Raw genomic sequence first — 13,920 nt, 5'->3', positions numbered from 1 at the left:
CGACTCGGAGCCCGAATCGCCGGAACGCCGGAATACTTACGCGATGATTACGCTTGGTTGACGTATGTACGGACGCACGCGATCGCGAGGAAGGGACTGAAACCATGCACGGGATCGTCCACAAGACGCTCAAAGAGTACGTCGAGGAGGACGTCGACGCGGCCGACTGGGACGAGATCGTCGACCGCGCGGGTCTGGAGCCGAAGCTGTACCTGCCGGTGTCGCACTACCCGGACGAGGAAGTTACCGCCGTGTTCGACGCGCTGACGGCCGCGACCGGCGAGACCGAGGCCGAGGTCCAGCGCGCGTTCGGCCGGCGTCTCGCCCCGGAGCTTCTGAATACGTTCAAGGCGCACGTCCGGGACGACTGGGCGACGCGCGAGCTGCTGCTCGCGCTGGAGATCGTCTACGAACGCGTCGCGGCGCAGGACGAGGACTCGGAGCTGCCCGACGTCGCGACCGAAGCCGACGGCGGCGACGTCGTGGTGACCTACGATTCGGAGCGGAAGCTCTGTTCGCTGGCGCGGGGGATCGTGCTCGGCGTCGCGGACCACTACGGCGACGACGTCACGATCACCGAGTCCGAGTGCGCACGGAAGGGCGCCGACCGCTGTCGGCTCCGGGTCGCGTTCGCCTGATCGACCCGGACATCGCCGGGACGCCGCTCGGCGCCGTTTGATCCATTTTTTCATCGATTGTGTACACCCGTTACAAGTAATGTAAATAATAGATTCATTTACGTACCGGAATTACTACAGGCAAATGTTAATCACAGACGTACCATTAAGCATGAAGAAAGATTACATCGTGGCGTGTCGATGAGGTGCTGGCAACGGTTGCGACGACCCGGACCGGCGATCGGTCCGTCGAACCGCGGTGGGGCGAGCGGCCCGCCCGGTTCGACGCCGTACTCACGTCACGGCGAACGATCGTCAGCGACGGTGCCGTCCCGAACCGGATCCGCGTCCCGGCGGGTTCGCTTTCGGCGTTCCAGAACCACAGACGACCACTTCGGATTCCGAAGTAACTCATGAGCAACAACGACAATCTCACCCCCACAACGAGTCGACGAAGCGTGCTCGGCGGCATCGCCGGGCTCGGCGCACTCTCGCTGTCCTCCGGCTACGGCAGCGCGGAGACCCAGCCGGCGCTTCAGCAGGCAGCATCGAACGGTGCGGACTCCCATCACCCCGGCGAACCGCGGTTCGTCGAGGTCGGCGAATCGCTGCGCAACTCCATCTACGTCGACGGGAGCCACGTTTTCGACCGCGACAATCTCGCGCCGCGAGTGACGGACATCGGCGCCGACCCGGCCAACTACAGCGCCGACGACTTCCAGTGGTCGCTCGCCGAGTCGCCCGACGGTAGCAGCGGCGACGTGCTCGCCTTCGAGACCGACGACGAGGACGGCGAGCCGCGCTGGGACAACGGTAAAAAGAACGTCGCGGAGTTCACCGCCGACGCGCCGGGCACGTACGTCGTCGAGGTCGACGCCCCGGACGGCACCCACCAGATGACGCTTCACGCGTTCCCCGCGACGCCCGACGGAGCGGGCGGCCCGCCGCGCCTCTCGCTGGACGCCGAGTTCGACAGCGAGGCCGGCGAGTTCGTCATCGAGTCCAACGCCAAGCTGTCGCCCAACAGCAACGCGAATCCCGAGGACCTGACGGTCGAGTTCCTCGCGGACGACCGCGACGCGCTCTCGACGAGCGACATCGTCGACGAGGGAACGACGGCGCGCGTCCCCGCGAGCGCGATCAGCGGCGACGCCGCGCGCGTCCACGCCGCGCCCTACGACGGCGACATCCACGGGATGGCCGACACGGTCATGCTGGACCCCGACGGCGAGGTCCACCTGCCGAACCGCCCGCCCGAGTGGATGAAAGACGGCGTGATGTACGAGATTTTCACCCGCTCCTTTGCCGGCGAGCGCGGCGAAACCGACATGCAGTATCTCACCGAGAAGGTGAGCTATCTCGACGAGCTCGGTATCGACGCCGTCTGGCTGACGCCGATCTACCCCTCGGTGAGCTCGAGCAAGGAGATGGCCGGCGGCGGCCCCCACGGCTACGACGCCACGGACTACATGTCCGTCGCCTCCGACCTCGGATCGGTCGAGGACTACCAGGCGTTCATCGAAGAGTGTCACAACCACGACATCAAGGTCGTGTTCGACATGGTGATCAACCACGCCGGTCGTAACCACCCCTACTTCCAGGATACGATCGCGAGCAAGGGCGACGAGGTGCCCGCGGAGAGCTGGGAGTTCCTGCCGGTCGAGGAGTGGAACCAGGACTCGAAGTACTTCGACTGGTTCGACCGGATGGACGCCCCGATCACCGGTCCCGACGGCGGCGTCGTCGACCCCGCGCCGGGTAACACCGGGTTCTGGGGCCTGCGCCTACAGCCCAACTGGAACTTCGACAACATGGCGCTGCGCGAGCACATGCTCGCGGTCGCTGACTTCTGGTCCGGCGAGGTCGGCGTCGACGGGTTCCGCTGCGACATCGCGTGGGGGACGCCCCACAGCTTCTGGAAGGAAGTGCGGGACCTCGTGCGCTCGAACGACAGCGAGTTCCTGATGCTCGACGAGTCGATCCCGAAGGATCCCCACTTCGCCGAGAACGAGTTCGACATGCACTTCGACACCTCGGAGTTCATGAACACGATGCGGGGGATCGGACGGGACAACGCGCCCGCCAACGAGATCCTCAGCTCGATCAACAGCCGCAAGGCCGAAGGGTTCCCGGAGCACACCCTGATCCTCAACACGACCGAGAACCACGACGAGGAGCGCCTTCTCAACCAGATCATGGAGGGGGGCACCCGCGACCAACCGAAGAAGGCCCAGCGGGCGTGCTGGGCGGCCGGCGTCACACTGCCCGGCGTCCCCTTCGTCTACTACGGCCAGGAACGGGCCATCAGCGAGTACGGCGAGGGCCGCCACATGGGCGAGGACGACCCGCGTAGCGGGGACATCTTCCCCGGCGGCAAGAAGCGCGCGTTCATGAACTGGGACGAGTACGACGAGGAACACCTCCAGTTCTACAAGGACCTGATCGGCGCGTACCACGATATGGACGTGCTCAAGCCCGACGCCGACATGTCGGGCGAGTGGTTCAACACGGCCTACAAGGAGGAACCTAACCTCCTCGTGTTCGGCCGCGACGCGAGCCACCTCGAGGACGTCGACGGCCCCGAGAAAGTCGTCGTCGTCATCAACTTCGAGGAAGAACCCTCGCAGGTCAACCTCCGACCGGAAGTCAGCACCACGGACCTGCTCAGCGGCGAGGACCTCTCGATGTCCAGCGGTGCCGCGGCGGCCGTCGCCGAGGTCGACACAATCGCGATCTTCGAGGCGCCCTCGCTGCTGCCGACCGGCGAAACCGTCTTCGAGACGAGCGACCCGACGGGCGACGACATCGGCCCGGGTCAGCCCGACGCCGAGGACAGCACCACGTCGTACACGTACCCGACCGGAGACGGCTACGCCGACGGAACGTTCGACATCGACACGTTCCGCGTCCACGAGACCGAGGACAACTATCAGTTCATCTACGGCGTCGACACCGAGGTAGCCAACCCCGACGACCTGGAGCACGGCTTCTCCAACCAGCACCTGCAGGTGTACGTCCGCGACTCGAGCGGCGACGGCGGTTCGACGAGCGCGAGGACGGGCGTCAACGCCGAGTTCGCCGAGCCGTACCACTACCGCGTGGTCGCGGACGGCGAGAACGGCGTCCGTCTCGAGGACGCCGACGGCAACGAAGTCGCGACGGGAGACATCAAGCTCAACAACGCGGTGTACGAGATCATCGCGGAGATCCCCAAGCGGGAGCTCGACGTCTCGCCCGAGACCATGCAGCTGGCGCCCCTGATGTTGGGCTACGACGGCTCGGCCGAGGGCGGCGTCATGCCCGTCGAGTCCGAGGCCTCGGCCGACGCGTTCGGCGGCGCCGAGAACGGCAGCGCGCCGAACGTCATCGACATGGTGTCGAACGATAACACCACGCAGGCCGACGCGCTGGCCTACTCCGACGGCGAGCTCGCCCAGATCCCCTACGTTCTGGTCACCACCGAGTTCCAGGAGGTCGCCAGCTTCGACGATCCGACCGGCGACGGGATGGCCTCGGGGCAGTACACGCTGCCGACCGCCGACGCCTACTACGAGAACGCCTGGGACATCGAGTCCTTCAGCGTCGAGGCGTCGCGGAGCCGCGTCCGGTTCAACTACACGATGGCCGAGGAGATCCAGAACCCGTGGAGCTTCAGTCCCGGGTTCAGCCACCAGATGTTCCAGGTCTACATCGCCTCCTCGAGCGCCAGCGGCCCGAGCGGCACCGAGGGCCGCGGCGGCACGAACCTCGGCTTCGATCAGCCGTACCACTACCGCGTGGTCGTCCACGGCGAGGGCACCATGGCGGTCGAGAACGCGGCCGGCGAGGCCGTCTCGACCGACGTGAACACCGTCACCGACGGCAAGACCGTCTCGATCGACGTGCCACGCGGCGCCGTCGACTGGAGCCACGAGGACGGCGGCATGGCGCTCCAGCCGGTCACCGTGCCGTACGACGGCTACGGCACGAAGGGCGTCCGCGGCATCTCCGAGTCCAACGGTCAGCACGCCATCGGCGGCGGCACGGGCACCAACGACCCGGCCGCGATGGACATCCTCACGCCCGAGGGCGCCGATCAGGAGTCGATCCTGACCGACTACTCCGCCGACAGCACCGTGAGCCTGCCGTTCGTCACGATCGGCGACTACGGCGGCGGCAGTGGTGGCGGCAGTAGCGACGACGGCGGCGACAACGGCGACGACAGCGGTGACGAAGGCTCCGGCAACGAGTCGCAGGAGGAAGGCTCGAGCAGCGACGGGCTGCCCGGCTTCGGCGTCGGGGCGGGCGCGGCCGGCGTGGCCGGCGCCGCCGCGGCCGCCAGCCGGCTGTCCGACGACGACGAGGACGACGAGGAGTAACGGACTCCTCGCGCACCGCTCGCTAACCGACGCGTCGCGGATTTTTTGATTGCTACGCACCAGCGGCGGCGCTGCGGCGATTCGAGAGAAACGGTACGACGCGATCGCGGCTCGACGACGCCGCTATTCGGTCGTGTTCGGCGACGCCGCTATTCGGCCGTACACGGCGACGCCGCTGCTCGGGACGATCTGACAGACGAATCGGGTATCGCCCGTGCTAGAACATCCCGCCCATCCCCATCGAGTTGATGAGGCTGGAGACGAGCGCGCGGACGACCAGACCGATGCCGGCCAGTACCAGGGCGATGCCGCCGGCGATGACGAGACTTTCGTAGGCGATGAGCGCGATGCCGCCGAGGATCGCCAGCAGGCCGACGATTCCGGTCGCGCCGAGACGTTTGAGCATACGCTCGGAGTGGTCCCGAGCGACAGTTAATCCTTTTCGTTTGGCCGACGAGCGGCCCGACGGCGGGCGAGAGCAGCGTATTTAAAACCGTCCGTCACCAACGGACGGGTATGAGCGACGGACGGAAGGACCTCCGGATGCCCGAGGACGACGAGGTGTTCGCGGAGGTCACGAACATGCTCGGGGCGAACCGCGTGGAAGTGCGCTGCGCCGACGGCAAGGAACGAACCGCCCGGATCCCGGGCAAGATGCAAAAGCGCATCTGGATCCGGGAGGACGACGTCGTGCTCGTCGAGCCGTGGGACTGGCAGGACGAGAAGGCCGACATCACCTGGCGCTACGAGAAGCAGGACGCCGACCAGCTCCGCGAAGAAGGCCACATTCAGTAGCGATGCCGACCGAGCGGCGCTGCCCCGACTGCGGCGTCCGGATGGAGGCCGGACGACTCGCCGGCGCGGAGCGGTTCGTGCTGGACGAGTCGCGGGACGGACTGCTGGGCCGCGTCGGCGTCAAAGAGCAGTTCGACGTCGACGCCGTCGTCTGTCCCGAGTGCGGACTGGTGCGGGTCTACGCCGACGTCGACGAGTGAGACGGGAGCGCCGTGAACGCATCCTTTTAGGGCTGGCTCGCCTAGCCCGTGGTAGATGAACGGCGAGTACGGCCTCCTCGATCCCGACGAAGCCGACGCCCCCGGCGACGAGTTCGAGGAGATCGACGTTTCGGACACGGAGGCCGACCGGATCGCGCGCGAGCGGGACCGCGAGTTCGACCAGTGGCGCAAGCGCATCAAGGACTCCGAGCGCTTCATCGTCCAGGACTCGGCGTTCGACGACGCCACGTTCGCCGCGCTGTACAAGCTCGTCCAGGACGGCTACGTCGACGCGATGGGCGGCCCCGTCTCGACGGGCAAGGAGGCCAACGTTTACGAGGCGCTCTCCGGGGAACGCGCCCGGGAGACGCTGGGCGAGGACGCCGAGCAGGTCGCCATCAAGGTGTACCGCACGCGAGCGACGAACTTCCAGGACATGCGCGAGTACCTGGTGGGCGACCCGCGCTTCGAGGAGCTGGGCGACAAGAAAGACATCGTGCTCGCGTGGACCCGCAAGGAGCTGTCGAACCTCGAACGCGCGCGCAAGGCCGGCGTCCGCGTCCCCAACCCGGTGGCCGCCGAGCGCAACGTGCTCTTGATGGAGTTCGTCGCCACCGACGGCGAGCGGGCCCGCCGCCTCGACGAGGTGTCGATCGAAAACCCCGAGACCGCCTACGAGGTCGTCCGGGAGTACGTCCGCCGGCTGTACGCCGCCGGGCTGGTCCACGGCGACCTGAGCGAGTACAACGTGCTGTTCTACGAGGGCCAGCTGGTGATCATCGACGTCGGGCAGGCCGTGACCGTCCACCACCCCAACGCCGAGGAGTTCCTCGAGCGCGACTGCGAGAACGTCGCCTCATTCTTCCGCCGCCAGGGGATCGAGGTCGACGGCGGCGAACTGTACGAGTGGGTCCGCGAGAACGCCGAGCCGGACAAGTAGTCATCGAAGCGGCTCCGCCAGCCACGAGAGCGTCGCGTCGTGACAGGCCACCAGCGCCGAGAGGTGATCTTCGTCCGGTAGCACTGCGGCGTCGGCGTCGGGCAGCCGCGCCGCGAGGTACTCGGCGGTCGCCGGCGAGACGTTCCGGTCGTCGGCGCCGTGCCGGAGCCGGACCGGCGCCTCGACGTCGGCGAGGTCGAACGGCCACTCGCGGACGCTGGCGCGGAACTCGCGGGAGACGCCGCCGTGGCCCTGCCGGAACGCCTCGCGCAGATCGAGCGCGACGAGCCGGGCGATCGGCGGTGCGTCGAGTCGATCGTCGAGCGCGTCGCGCTCGGCGTCGGTGAGCAGGGCGAGCGCGTCCTCTGGGTCGGTCCGGTCGGCGGTCCGCGCCTGAACTGCGAACAGCAGCCGAAGCAGCGGCGGCGCCCGGCGGGCGAGGACGTCGAGAAATCGGTTCTGCACGCCGACGCCGTCGGTCGGCGCGCCGGGCGGGCCGTCGGCGGCGACGGTCGCGACGCGGGTGACTCGGTCCGGGTACTCGTGGGCGCAGGCGAGCGCGAACCGGCCGCCCCCGGAGAATCCGAGCGCGGCGAAGCGGTCGGCGCCGGCGTCGTCGGCCACCGCGGCGGCGTCGTCCGCCCAGTCGAGCACGTCGGCGTCGGGCGCGGGGTCGGATCGGCCCTGTCCGGGACGGTCGGGGGCGAGCAATTGGATCGACGCCTCGCGAGCGATCTCGTGGAACGCCGCGGGGAGGATGCGCGACCCCGGCGTCCCGTGGTGGAAGAGGACGGGCGCGCCGTCGGGGTCACCGTACTCGCGGTAGGCGATCGTTCGCCCGTCCGCCGCCGTCGCCGCGGCCTCGCTACCGACGGTCAGGTCGTCGAGGTCCATCGGCGGCGATTCCGTCGCCAATGGTTTCAAATCTTCTATACGATCCGGGGCGGGACTACCCGCCCTTGATCAGCCGGAGGACGGTGACGCGGTCGGTTTCGACGGGCTGGTCCTCGGGGACGGGACGACCGTCGACCAGCACCGACGCCTCGTGGGGGCTGAGATCGACGGCCGCGAGGAGGTCGGCGTAGGTGGGCTCCTCGGCCTCGATCTCGTGGGTGTCCTCGCCCTTGACGTCCACCGTGACCTGCATGGGTTCGGGTTGTCGCGGGAGGTGCTTGAGCGTGTCGCGTCTAGGATCGGGAGTAGTCTTTCGAACGGCAGTTACTGCCTACGATTCCCTGAAAGCTCCCGCCGCGCTCTCTGGAACTGCCGTTTCCTCCAACTCACTGAAAGCCCCCGCCGCGCTCGACCGGTTGCGGCTCGCTGCGCTCCTCGCCTTTGGCTGTCGTTCGAAAGAGCGCGAAGCGCTCTTTCGTGATGACGAAAGACGCCTACGGCGTCTTTCGAACCACGGTGCTTACGTCGCCTCACCGGGCCGAGCGCGACGGCCCCTTTCAGTCCCGCCCGACTACAACCTCGTCCTCCCCAACCGACTCGCTCAGTCGCGCTGCTCCTTCGCTCGTCCCTCGCGCGACGCTGTCTCGCCATGGAAGGCTCGACAGCGCGCGCCACGGCAACCGCGCGGCCCGGCGCGCCTTCATGGCGCGCCGCCGGAAGAGCGAAGCTCTTCCGAGCCCGCACTCGCTACGCTCGTGCGGACGACGGGGGAGGGCCGGGACGTGCGGTGCTGTCCTGGTGTCCTGCCGAGCGAAGCGAGGCAGGGCTCGGAAGACGAGCGGAGCGAGTCTTCCGGTGGACTGAAAGGGCGAGGCACGGTCGCGGGCCGAGGGCTTTCGTGGTAGGATCGTTGAGGGCTGTCGCCGCTGTTGCTAGGAAGGCTTTCGAGGAGTCGCGATCAGGACCGACCGAAACGAACGAGAAACGATCGCACGCATCGCCTCACGCAGCAGTTCTCCGTCGATGCCACAGCGACCACAGCATCGCGCCGCTGCCCAGCGTCAGCACGCCCAAGAATAGCAGGTCGATCACGGCGTCGCGCGGGAGCCACGACAGCGTCGCGGGGACGACGCCGCCGATCGCCAGCGCGGCGTAGGGGCTGTCGACGCCGACCAGCGAGAGCGCGCCGCCGATCACCCCGACCGTGACGTACACCAGCGCGAGCAGCGCCAGCGGAAGCCACACCAGCGCGAACACGGCGAACGGGCCGGCGATCCACAGCAGGGCGAACGCGGCGACCGAGATGGCCGACACCGCGAGCATCAGGAGGACGCCCGAGACGAGCGCGCGACCCGGTCGGCGGACGACGGTCCGAGCGGCCGTCCGCGAGAACTCGGGCCAGAGCGTCAGCGCGAGCGCGCCGACGAGGTAGTACGCCGCCGCGGCGCCCGCGGCGCCCGCGACCGGCGCGGGCAGCCAGCTCGCGAGCCCGACGGCGGCGTCGAGCGGCACCGCCGGTCTCGCGGCGGTCGCCAGCGCGCCGATCACCGCTTCGCCCACACCCGGACCCCCCATGGGTCGTGCTACGACGGACGCCGCCAAAAGCGTACGAGACGGCCCCGCGCGAGCCGATTCCGGGTTGACGTCCCGCGACCGCCTCGCAGAGGGAGGATCGCACTCGGGGATTTTATCACCGTGAGGGGACTGGGGCAACGTATGAGCGACGCAGAGGGCCAGCCGGCGGGGGGCAGACAGGACGTCTGGACCGAGAAGTACCGGCCCCAAACTTTAGAAGAGATCGTCGGCCAGGAGGGGATCACCGAGCGCCTGCAGAGCTACATCGCGCGCAACGACCTGCCGAACCTCCTGTTTGCGGGCGAGGCCGGCATCGGAAAAACCACGGCAGCCACGGCGATCGCCCGCGAGATCTACGGCGACGACTGGGAGCAGAACTTCCTCGAACTCAACGCCTCCGACCAGCGCGGGATCGACGTCGTCCGCGGCCGGATCAAGGAGTTCGCCCGCTCGAGCTTCGGCGAGTACGACTATCGGATCATCTTTCTGGACGAGGCCGACGCGCTGACCAGCGACGCCCAGTCGGCGCTGCGCCGGACGATGGAGCAGTTCTCCTCGAACACCCGCTTCATCCTCTCGTGTAACTACTCCAGCCAGATCATCGACCCGATCCAGTCCCGCTGCGCCGTGTTCCGATTCGCGCCGCTGGGCGACGACGCCGTCGAGGAGCAAGTCCGCAAGATCGCCGCCGAGGAGGGGATCGATCTGACCCAGGACGGCGTCGACGCGCTGGCCTACGCCGCCGACGGCGACATGCGCAAGGCGATCAACGCCCTGCAGGCCGCCGCGGTGATGGGCGAGACCGTCGACGAGGAGACGGTGTTCAAGATCACCTCGACCGCCCGCCCCGAGGAGGTCGAGGAGATGATCCAGACCGCCATCGACGGCGACTTCGTCGCGGCCCGTTCGAAGCTCCAGGAACTGCTCGTCGACAAGGGGATCGCCGGCGGCGACGTGATCGACCAGCTCCACCGGTCAGTGTGGGATCTGGACATCGACGACGACGCCGCGGTCCACCTGATGGATCGGGTCGGCGAGGCCGACTACCGCATCACCGAGGGCGCCAACGAGCGCGTCCAGCTGGAGGCGATGCTGGCGGCGCTGGCGCTGGAAGCCGGAGAGTAGAACCCTCCGAGCTCACTCGCTGCGCTCGCGAGGAAGCGGGCGAGCAGTAGGGCCAGCGCGATCGGTTGTGCGAGCACAACGTCTTTTGGCGCGGGGTTCATCCGCGTCGATCCCCTTCCTTCGGACATGGAAATGCCATCCGAACTACGAGACGCCGCGGGCGACGACGAGGCGATCGTCGTTACCGAGCGCGAGTACGACGGCGCGAGCGAGATCGTCGTCGACTTCGGGCCGACCGCTGCGACGCCGGCGGTCGATATCGTCGGCGACACGGCGATCGTCGTCGCGGGCGATCGGCAGTTCGAGTTCCACGTCCCCGAGGGGGCGCGAGACGTCACAGTCAACGGCGGCGTGCTAACGATCCAGGGGTAGCGCGGCGGCCGGGAGAACCGCCGCCAACAGCTGTTCGGCGGACGCCCGAACCCCGGCCTGGCGCGACCGAGACGCTGTCACTCACTTCGTCAAACAACGGGCGGCGGTGAAATTCTGGCCGATTTAACATCTAGCTTATCCTTATACGGAGCAGAGGGAATGATCGGCAACGACGAGGCGTTCGAGGCGCTGGCGGACCGACGACGTCGCCAGTTGCTGGTCGACTTACTCCACGACGACTCGCTGCTCGTTCCACAGCTGTCGGGAGCGTCGAGGGACCTACTGGCGGCCCACGAATCGCTGCTCGGGGAGTATCTGGCCGGCCCGCGGGAGGTCGACGGGGCCGACAAGACCGACGTCCGCACCTACCACGTTCACCTCCCGATGCTGGTCGAGTACGGCTACGTCGAGTGGGATCGCGACGCCCACCTCGTGACGAGAGGCCCGGCGTTCGACGACCTGCGCCCCCTGCTCGAGGTCGTCGACGGACGGCCGGGCGAGCGGCGTCTGAGCGGTGCCCCGGTCCCGATCCGCCGGTGAACCGCGGCGGCGGCGCTGACGCCGAGGCCGATCCGTCGGAGCAATCCTTCTCAGCCGCTCAACCGCCAGATAGCGTAGTTCAACACCGCCGCGAACGTCACCCACGCGAGATAGGGCGCCAGCAGCGCCGCCGCGCGTCGATCAACCCGATCGAACGCGGCGATCGTCGCGACGATCGCGACCCAGAGCGCGAGGATGATCGCCAGCCCCGGCCCCGGCGCCTGCAATCCGAAGAACACCGGCGTCCAGGCGACGTTCAGCGCCATCTGGACGGCGAAGGCGCCCAGCGCGATCTTGACGTCGCGTCGACCCGCTCCGCGACGCCAGATCAGAAAGAGCGCGACGCCCATGAGGGTGAACAGCAGCGTCCAGACGACCGGGAACGCGATCGTCGGCGGGAAGAACCACGGCTCCTCGATCCACGAGGTGTCGGCGCCGGCGACGAGCGACGGCGCCGCGCCGACCGCGTTGACGCCGACGACGAACCCCGCGAGGACGAGCAGGTCGCGGGCGTCGAGGCCTGCGATGCCCGAGCGTTCAGTCCGTTCGGTGTGGCTCACGGATACGGTATCGGTCGCCGCGGTCGTAGCCGTTTGGGTCCGGTGACTGTCGTGCGCCCCGCGACGAACGATAGACGCGCTCACCGGTGGGCCACGATCGCGAGGTCGGTGTCGAGGTCGTCGATCCGCTCGAAGGTCGGCGGCGACACCAGTCGGGAGGCGGTGCTGCGATCGCGGCTCGCGCCGACGACGACGAGATCGGTCGCCGGCGCGATCTGGCGGAGGAAGCGCTCGATCGACGCCCGCGGGACGCGCGTCTCGATGTCGTAGTCGGGCGTCTCGGCGAGGTTCGCCAGCATCTCGTCGGCCTTGCGACGACGGGCCTCGGAGTCGATGCAGTGGGCGACGCTCACGGTACCGGCCTCCCCGGCGAGTCGGCAGGCGAAGTCGATCATGGCGTGGGCAGTGTCGCCCGCCCGCCTGACGGGGACCGTGATCCGCCGCCAGTTCGTGCGTCCGTCGCAGGAACGGTGGACGAGCACGTCCATCCGGGCCGCGAGCAGACGCTTGACGAACGGCGTCACCTCGCCGTCCTCGGTCTCGTAGGGGGCGGCGATCAGGTCGCAGTTGGTGTCGCGGGCGACCTGCCGCACCGTCGTCGCGGGGGCGCCGTCGCTCGCGGCGACGATCACCTCGCAGGGGACGTCGAGGACGGTCTCGAGCCGATCGGCCAACCGTTCGAGGTCCGCGACCGTCGCTTCGAGCGCCGACGCCGCCTCCGACGCGGACCGATCGGCGTCGACGGTGTCGGCTTCGGTAGCGTCGACTTCGGCGTCAGTACTGGCGACCGCCCCACCGGCCGACGGATCGCCGGTCGTCGCGTTGCGGGACGCGTCGCCCGGATCGAGGCGGTCGGCGCCGTTTTCGAGGAGCGTCCGCTCGGCAGTCGCGACCCGGTCCTCCTCGACGACATCCAGCAGGACGACGTTTCCGGCGTCGTGGGCGGCGGCGAGCCGCCCCGCGAGCATGGTCGTCGCCTCCGCGGGGTCGTCGCGGAACGGCACGAGCACCTGATCGGCGCCGCGGGTGGACTGGTAGAGGTACCGGGCGCGCCGTTCGTAGAACCGGTCGCGCCAGACGGCGAAGACGCCGGCGACGAGACTGGAACTCACGACGACGCTCGCGACGAAGGAAGCCTGTCTGGCGGGGTCGACTAACAATCCGAGCAGGGCCGTCGAGAACGCCGCGGCCTCCTCGATATCAAATGCCCACGTCACGACGCCCGTGAGAAACACCGCGAAGGCGGCGCCCGGAGCGTCGGCCTCGATCGCCGACGGCGGCCGATCCGGGTAGACGAACCACACGGCCACGAGGACCGCGACCCACGCGCAGACCGCCCCCGCGGTCAGTCCCGCGACGAATCGAATCGGCGACGCGGCCTCGTGCTCGGGATGTGCGAACAGCGCGTACGTCCCTGCGGCGAGCGGCGGAAACAGGAAAAACGAGAGGTACTCGAGCACGCCGGAGAGGTAGGTGAGCAGTCCGACCAGCACCGGGACGAACAGCAGGATCGAGACGTGCACGAGGGTGGTCGTCTCCTCCAGGCGGTGGCGCCCCTCGCGAACCGCGCGCCGAAGGCGCCGACGAAGCCATCGAACGGCCGCCCCGGATCGTGCGACCAGCCTGTCGCGCATACGTTCTGTAGCGCGAGGGGCAGGGTAAAGCTACGGGCGCCTGAACGTGTAGCTCACGTCGTCGGCGTCGATCGTGAGCGTTCCGGCGCCGTGGTCTACGACGAGTTCCGCCGCGCCCTCGCGCTCGAAGTCGTGGAGCGGCATCCCCGTCTTCACGCCGCCATCCCGCGATACCTCGACGCGTGCGGATCCGAAATCGATCCGGAGTCTATCGTCGTCGACGGTCACGTCGCCGGACTCGCCGAACCGGCGCAACGCATCGCGTACCGCGTTCCAGTCGTCCAGCCGGATGCGTTCGGACACAGGACGT

At 68.4% G+C, this 13,920-nt stretch carries 15 protein-coding genes; 8 read left to right on the top strand and 7 right to left on the bottom strand.

Going from position 1 to position 13,920, the window contains the following annotated elements; translation table 11 throughout:
* Nucleotides 1-104 precede the first annotated feature (104 nt).
* Both ABDZ81_RS07445 and ABDZ81_RS07440 read left to right on the top strand, forming a co-directional pair.
* Nucleotides 105-638: a heme NO-binding domain-containing protein gene (locus ABDZ81_RS07445; protein ID WP_343773293.1), complete on the top strand. Its 534-nt coding sequence runs from the start codon at nucleotides 105-107 to the stop codon at nucleotides 636-638.
* A gap of 392 nt (nucleotides 639-1,030) precedes the next feature.
* A complete protein-coding gene (locus ABDZ81_RS07440) occupies nucleotides 1,031-4,975 on the top strand; it encodes a glucodextranase DOMON-like domain-containing protein (RefSeq protein ID WP_343773292.1) in 3,945 nt (1,314 codons plus the stop codon).
* Nucleotides 4,976-5,192: 217 nt separating this feature from the next.
* Here the strand turns inward: ABDZ81_RS07440 and ABDZ81_RS07435 are convergent, their stop codons facing one another.
* A complete protein-coding gene (locus ABDZ81_RS07435; RefSeq protein WP_343773291.1) occupies nucleotides 5,193-5,381 on the bottom strand; it encodes a DUF7470 family protein in 189 nt (62 codons plus the stop codon).
* 110 nt (nucleotides 5,382-5,491) lie between these two features.
* Between ABDZ81_RS07435 and eif1A the strand changes: the two genes are divergently transcribed.
* The 3 genes from eif1A to rio1 are packed head-to-tail and all read left to right on the top strand — an operon-like array spanning nucleotide 5,492 to nucleotide 6,910.
* Nucleotides 5,492-5,770, top strand: a complete 279-nt coding sequence (gene eif1A / locus ABDZ81_RS07430; protein ID WP_343773290.1) for a translation initiation factor eIF-1A — start codon at nucleotides 5,492-5,494, stop codon at nucleotides 5,768-5,770.
* Between the two features lie 2 nt (nucleotides 5,771-5,772).
* Entirely contained in the window at nucleotides 5,773-5,970 is a 198-nt protein-coding gene (locus tag ABDZ81_RS07425) for a hypothetical protein (RefSeq protein ID WP_343773289.1), read from the top strand.
* Between the two features lie 55 nt (nucleotides 5,971-6,025).
* A complete protein-coding gene (rio1, locus tag ABDZ81_RS07420) occupies nucleotides 6,026-6,910 on the top strand; it encodes a serine/threonine-protein kinase Rio1 (protein ID WP_343773288.1) in 885 nt (294 codons plus the stop codon).
* Here the strand turns inward: rio1 and ABDZ81_RS07415 are convergent, their stop codons facing one another.
* From ABDZ81_RS07415 to ABDZ81_RS07405, 3 genes are all read right to left on the bottom strand, one after another.
* A complete protein-coding gene (locus tag ABDZ81_RS07415) occupies nucleotides 6,911-7,804 on the bottom strand; it encodes an alpha/beta fold hydrolase (protein ID WP_343773287.1) in 894 nt (297 codons plus the stop codon).
* 55 nt (nucleotides 7,805-7,859) lie between these two features.
* Nucleotides 7,860-8,057, bottom strand: a complete 198-nt coding sequence (gene samp2, locus ABDZ81_RS07410) for a ubiquitin-like small modifier protein SAMP2 (protein ID WP_343773286.1) — start codon at nucleotides 8,055-8,057, stop codon at nucleotides 7,860-7,862.
* Between the two features lie 749 nt (nucleotides 8,058-8,806).
* On the bottom strand, nucleotides 8,807-9,379 hold the full coding sequence (locus tag ABDZ81_RS07405; RefSeq protein WP_343773285.1) for a hypothetical protein: 573 nt from the start codon (nucleotides 9,377-9,379) through the stop codon (nucleotides 8,807-8,809).
* 141 nt (nucleotides 9,380-9,520) lie between these two features.
* On the opposite strand from ABDZ81_RS07405, the gene ABDZ81_RS07400 reads away from it, so the two are divergent.
* The 3 genes from ABDZ81_RS07400 (at nucleotide 9,521) to ABDZ81_RS07390 (ending at nucleotide 11,416) form a co-directional block, all read left to right on the top strand.
* A complete protein-coding gene (locus tag ABDZ81_RS07400; RefSeq protein ID WP_343773284.1) occupies nucleotides 9,521-10,504 on the top strand; it encodes a replication factor C small subunit in 984 nt (327 codons plus the stop codon).
* Between the two features lie 126 nt (nucleotides 10,505-10,630).
* A complete protein-coding gene (locus ABDZ81_RS07395) occupies nucleotides 10,631-10,876 on the top strand; it encodes a DUF7127 family protein (RefSeq protein WP_343773282.1) in 246 nt (81 codons plus the stop codon).
* A gap of 159 nt (nucleotides 10,877-11,035) precedes the next feature.
* Nucleotides 11,036-11,416 carry a DUF7344 domain-containing protein gene (locus tag ABDZ81_RS07390; RefSeq protein ID WP_343773281.1) on the top strand — a complete coding sequence of 127 codons (381 nt, stop codon included), beginning with the start codon at nucleotides 11,036-11,038 and terminating at the stop codon, nucleotides 11,414-11,416.
* A gap of 50 nt (nucleotides 11,417-11,466) precedes the next feature.
* On the opposite strand, the gene ABDZ81_RS07385 is transcribed toward ABDZ81_RS07390, so the two are convergent.
* From ABDZ81_RS07385 to ABDZ81_RS07375, 3 genes are all read right to left on the bottom strand, one after another.
* Complete coding sequence (locus ABDZ81_RS07385) at nucleotides 11,467-11,943, bottom strand: TspO/MBR family protein (protein ID WP_343773376.1); 477 nt, start codon at nucleotides 11,941-11,943, stop codon at nucleotides 11,467-11,469.
* A 113-nt stretch (nucleotides 11,944-12,056) separates the two neighbouring features.
* Nucleotides 12,057-13,610, bottom strand: coding sequence for an HPP family protein (locus ABDZ81_RS07380; protein WP_343773280.1), 1,554 nt, complete (start codon nucleotides 13,608-13,610; stop codon nucleotides 12,057-12,059).
* 30 nt (nucleotides 13,611-13,640) lie between these two features.
* Nucleotides 13,641-13,913, bottom strand: coding sequence for a hypothetical protein (locus ABDZ81_RS07375; RefSeq protein ID WP_343773279.1), 273 nt, complete (start codon nucleotides 13,911-13,913; stop codon nucleotides 13,641-13,643).
* Nucleotides 13,914-13,920 lie beyond the last annotated feature (7 nt).

The sequence above is a fragment of the Natronoarchaeum mannanilyticum genome (assembly GCF_039522665.1).
In the GTDB taxonomy this organism is placed as follows: Archaea; Halobacteriota; Halobacteria; order Halobacteriales; family Natronoarchaeaceae; genus Natronoarchaeum; species Natronoarchaeum mannanilyticum.
This window is presented reverse-complemented; position numbering and strand designations above follow the sequence as displayed.

Excerpts from the sequence above, each read along its gene's own strand:
- samp2 (WP_343773286.1), bottom strand. The coding sequence starts at position 8,057 with ATGCAGGTCACGGTGGACGTCAAGGGCGAGGACACCCACGAGATCGAG.
- ABDZ81_RS07405 (WP_343773285.1), bottom strand. The coding sequence starts at position 9,379 with ATGGGGGGTCCGGGTGTGGGCGAAGCGGTGATCGGCGCGCTGGCGACC.
- ABDZ81_RS07400 (WP_343773284.1), top strand. The coding sequence starts at position 9,521 with ATGAGCGACGCAGAGGGCCAGCCGGCGGGGGGCAGACAGGACGTCTGG.
- ABDZ81_RS07395 (WP_343773282.1), top strand. The coding sequence starts at position 10,631 with ATGGAAATGCCATCCGAACTACGAGACGCCGCGGGCGACGACGAGGCG.
- ABDZ81_RS07425 (WP_343773289.1), top strand. The coding sequence starts at position 5,773 with ATGCCGACCGAGCGGCGCTGCCCCGACTGCGGCGTCCGGATGGAGGCC.
- ABDZ81_RS07435 (WP_343773291.1), bottom strand. The coding sequence starts at position 5,381 with ATGCTCAAACGTCTCGGCGCGACCGGAATCGTCGGCCTGCTGGCGATC.
- ABDZ81_RS07415 (WP_343773287.1), bottom strand. The coding sequence starts at position 7,804 with ATGGACCTCGACGACCTGACCGTCGGTAGCGAGGCCGCGGCGACGGCG.
- eif1A (WP_343773290.1), top strand. The coding sequence starts at position 5,492 with ATGAGCGACGGACGGAAGGACCTCCGGATGCCCGAGGACGACGAGGTG.
- ABDZ81_RS07445 (WP_343773293.1), top strand. The coding sequence starts at position 105 with ATGCACGGGATCGTCCACAAGACGCTCAAAGAGTACGTCGAGGAGGAC.
- ABDZ81_RS07390 (WP_343773281.1), top strand. The coding sequence starts at position 11,036 with ATGATCGGCAACGACGAGGCGTTCGAGGCGCTGGCGGACCGACGACGT.
- ABDZ81_RS07440 (WP_343773292.1), top strand. The coding sequence starts at position 1,031 with ATGAGCAACAACGACAATCTCACCCCCACAACGAGTCGACGAAGCGTG.
- ABDZ81_RS07380 (WP_343773280.1), bottom strand. The coding sequence starts at position 13,610 with ATGCGCGACAGGCTGGTCGCACGATCCGGGGCGGCCGTTCGATGGCTT.
- rio1 (WP_343773288.1), top strand. The coding sequence starts at position 6,026 with ATGAACGGCGAGTACGGCCTCCTCGATCCCGACGAAGCCGACGCCCCC.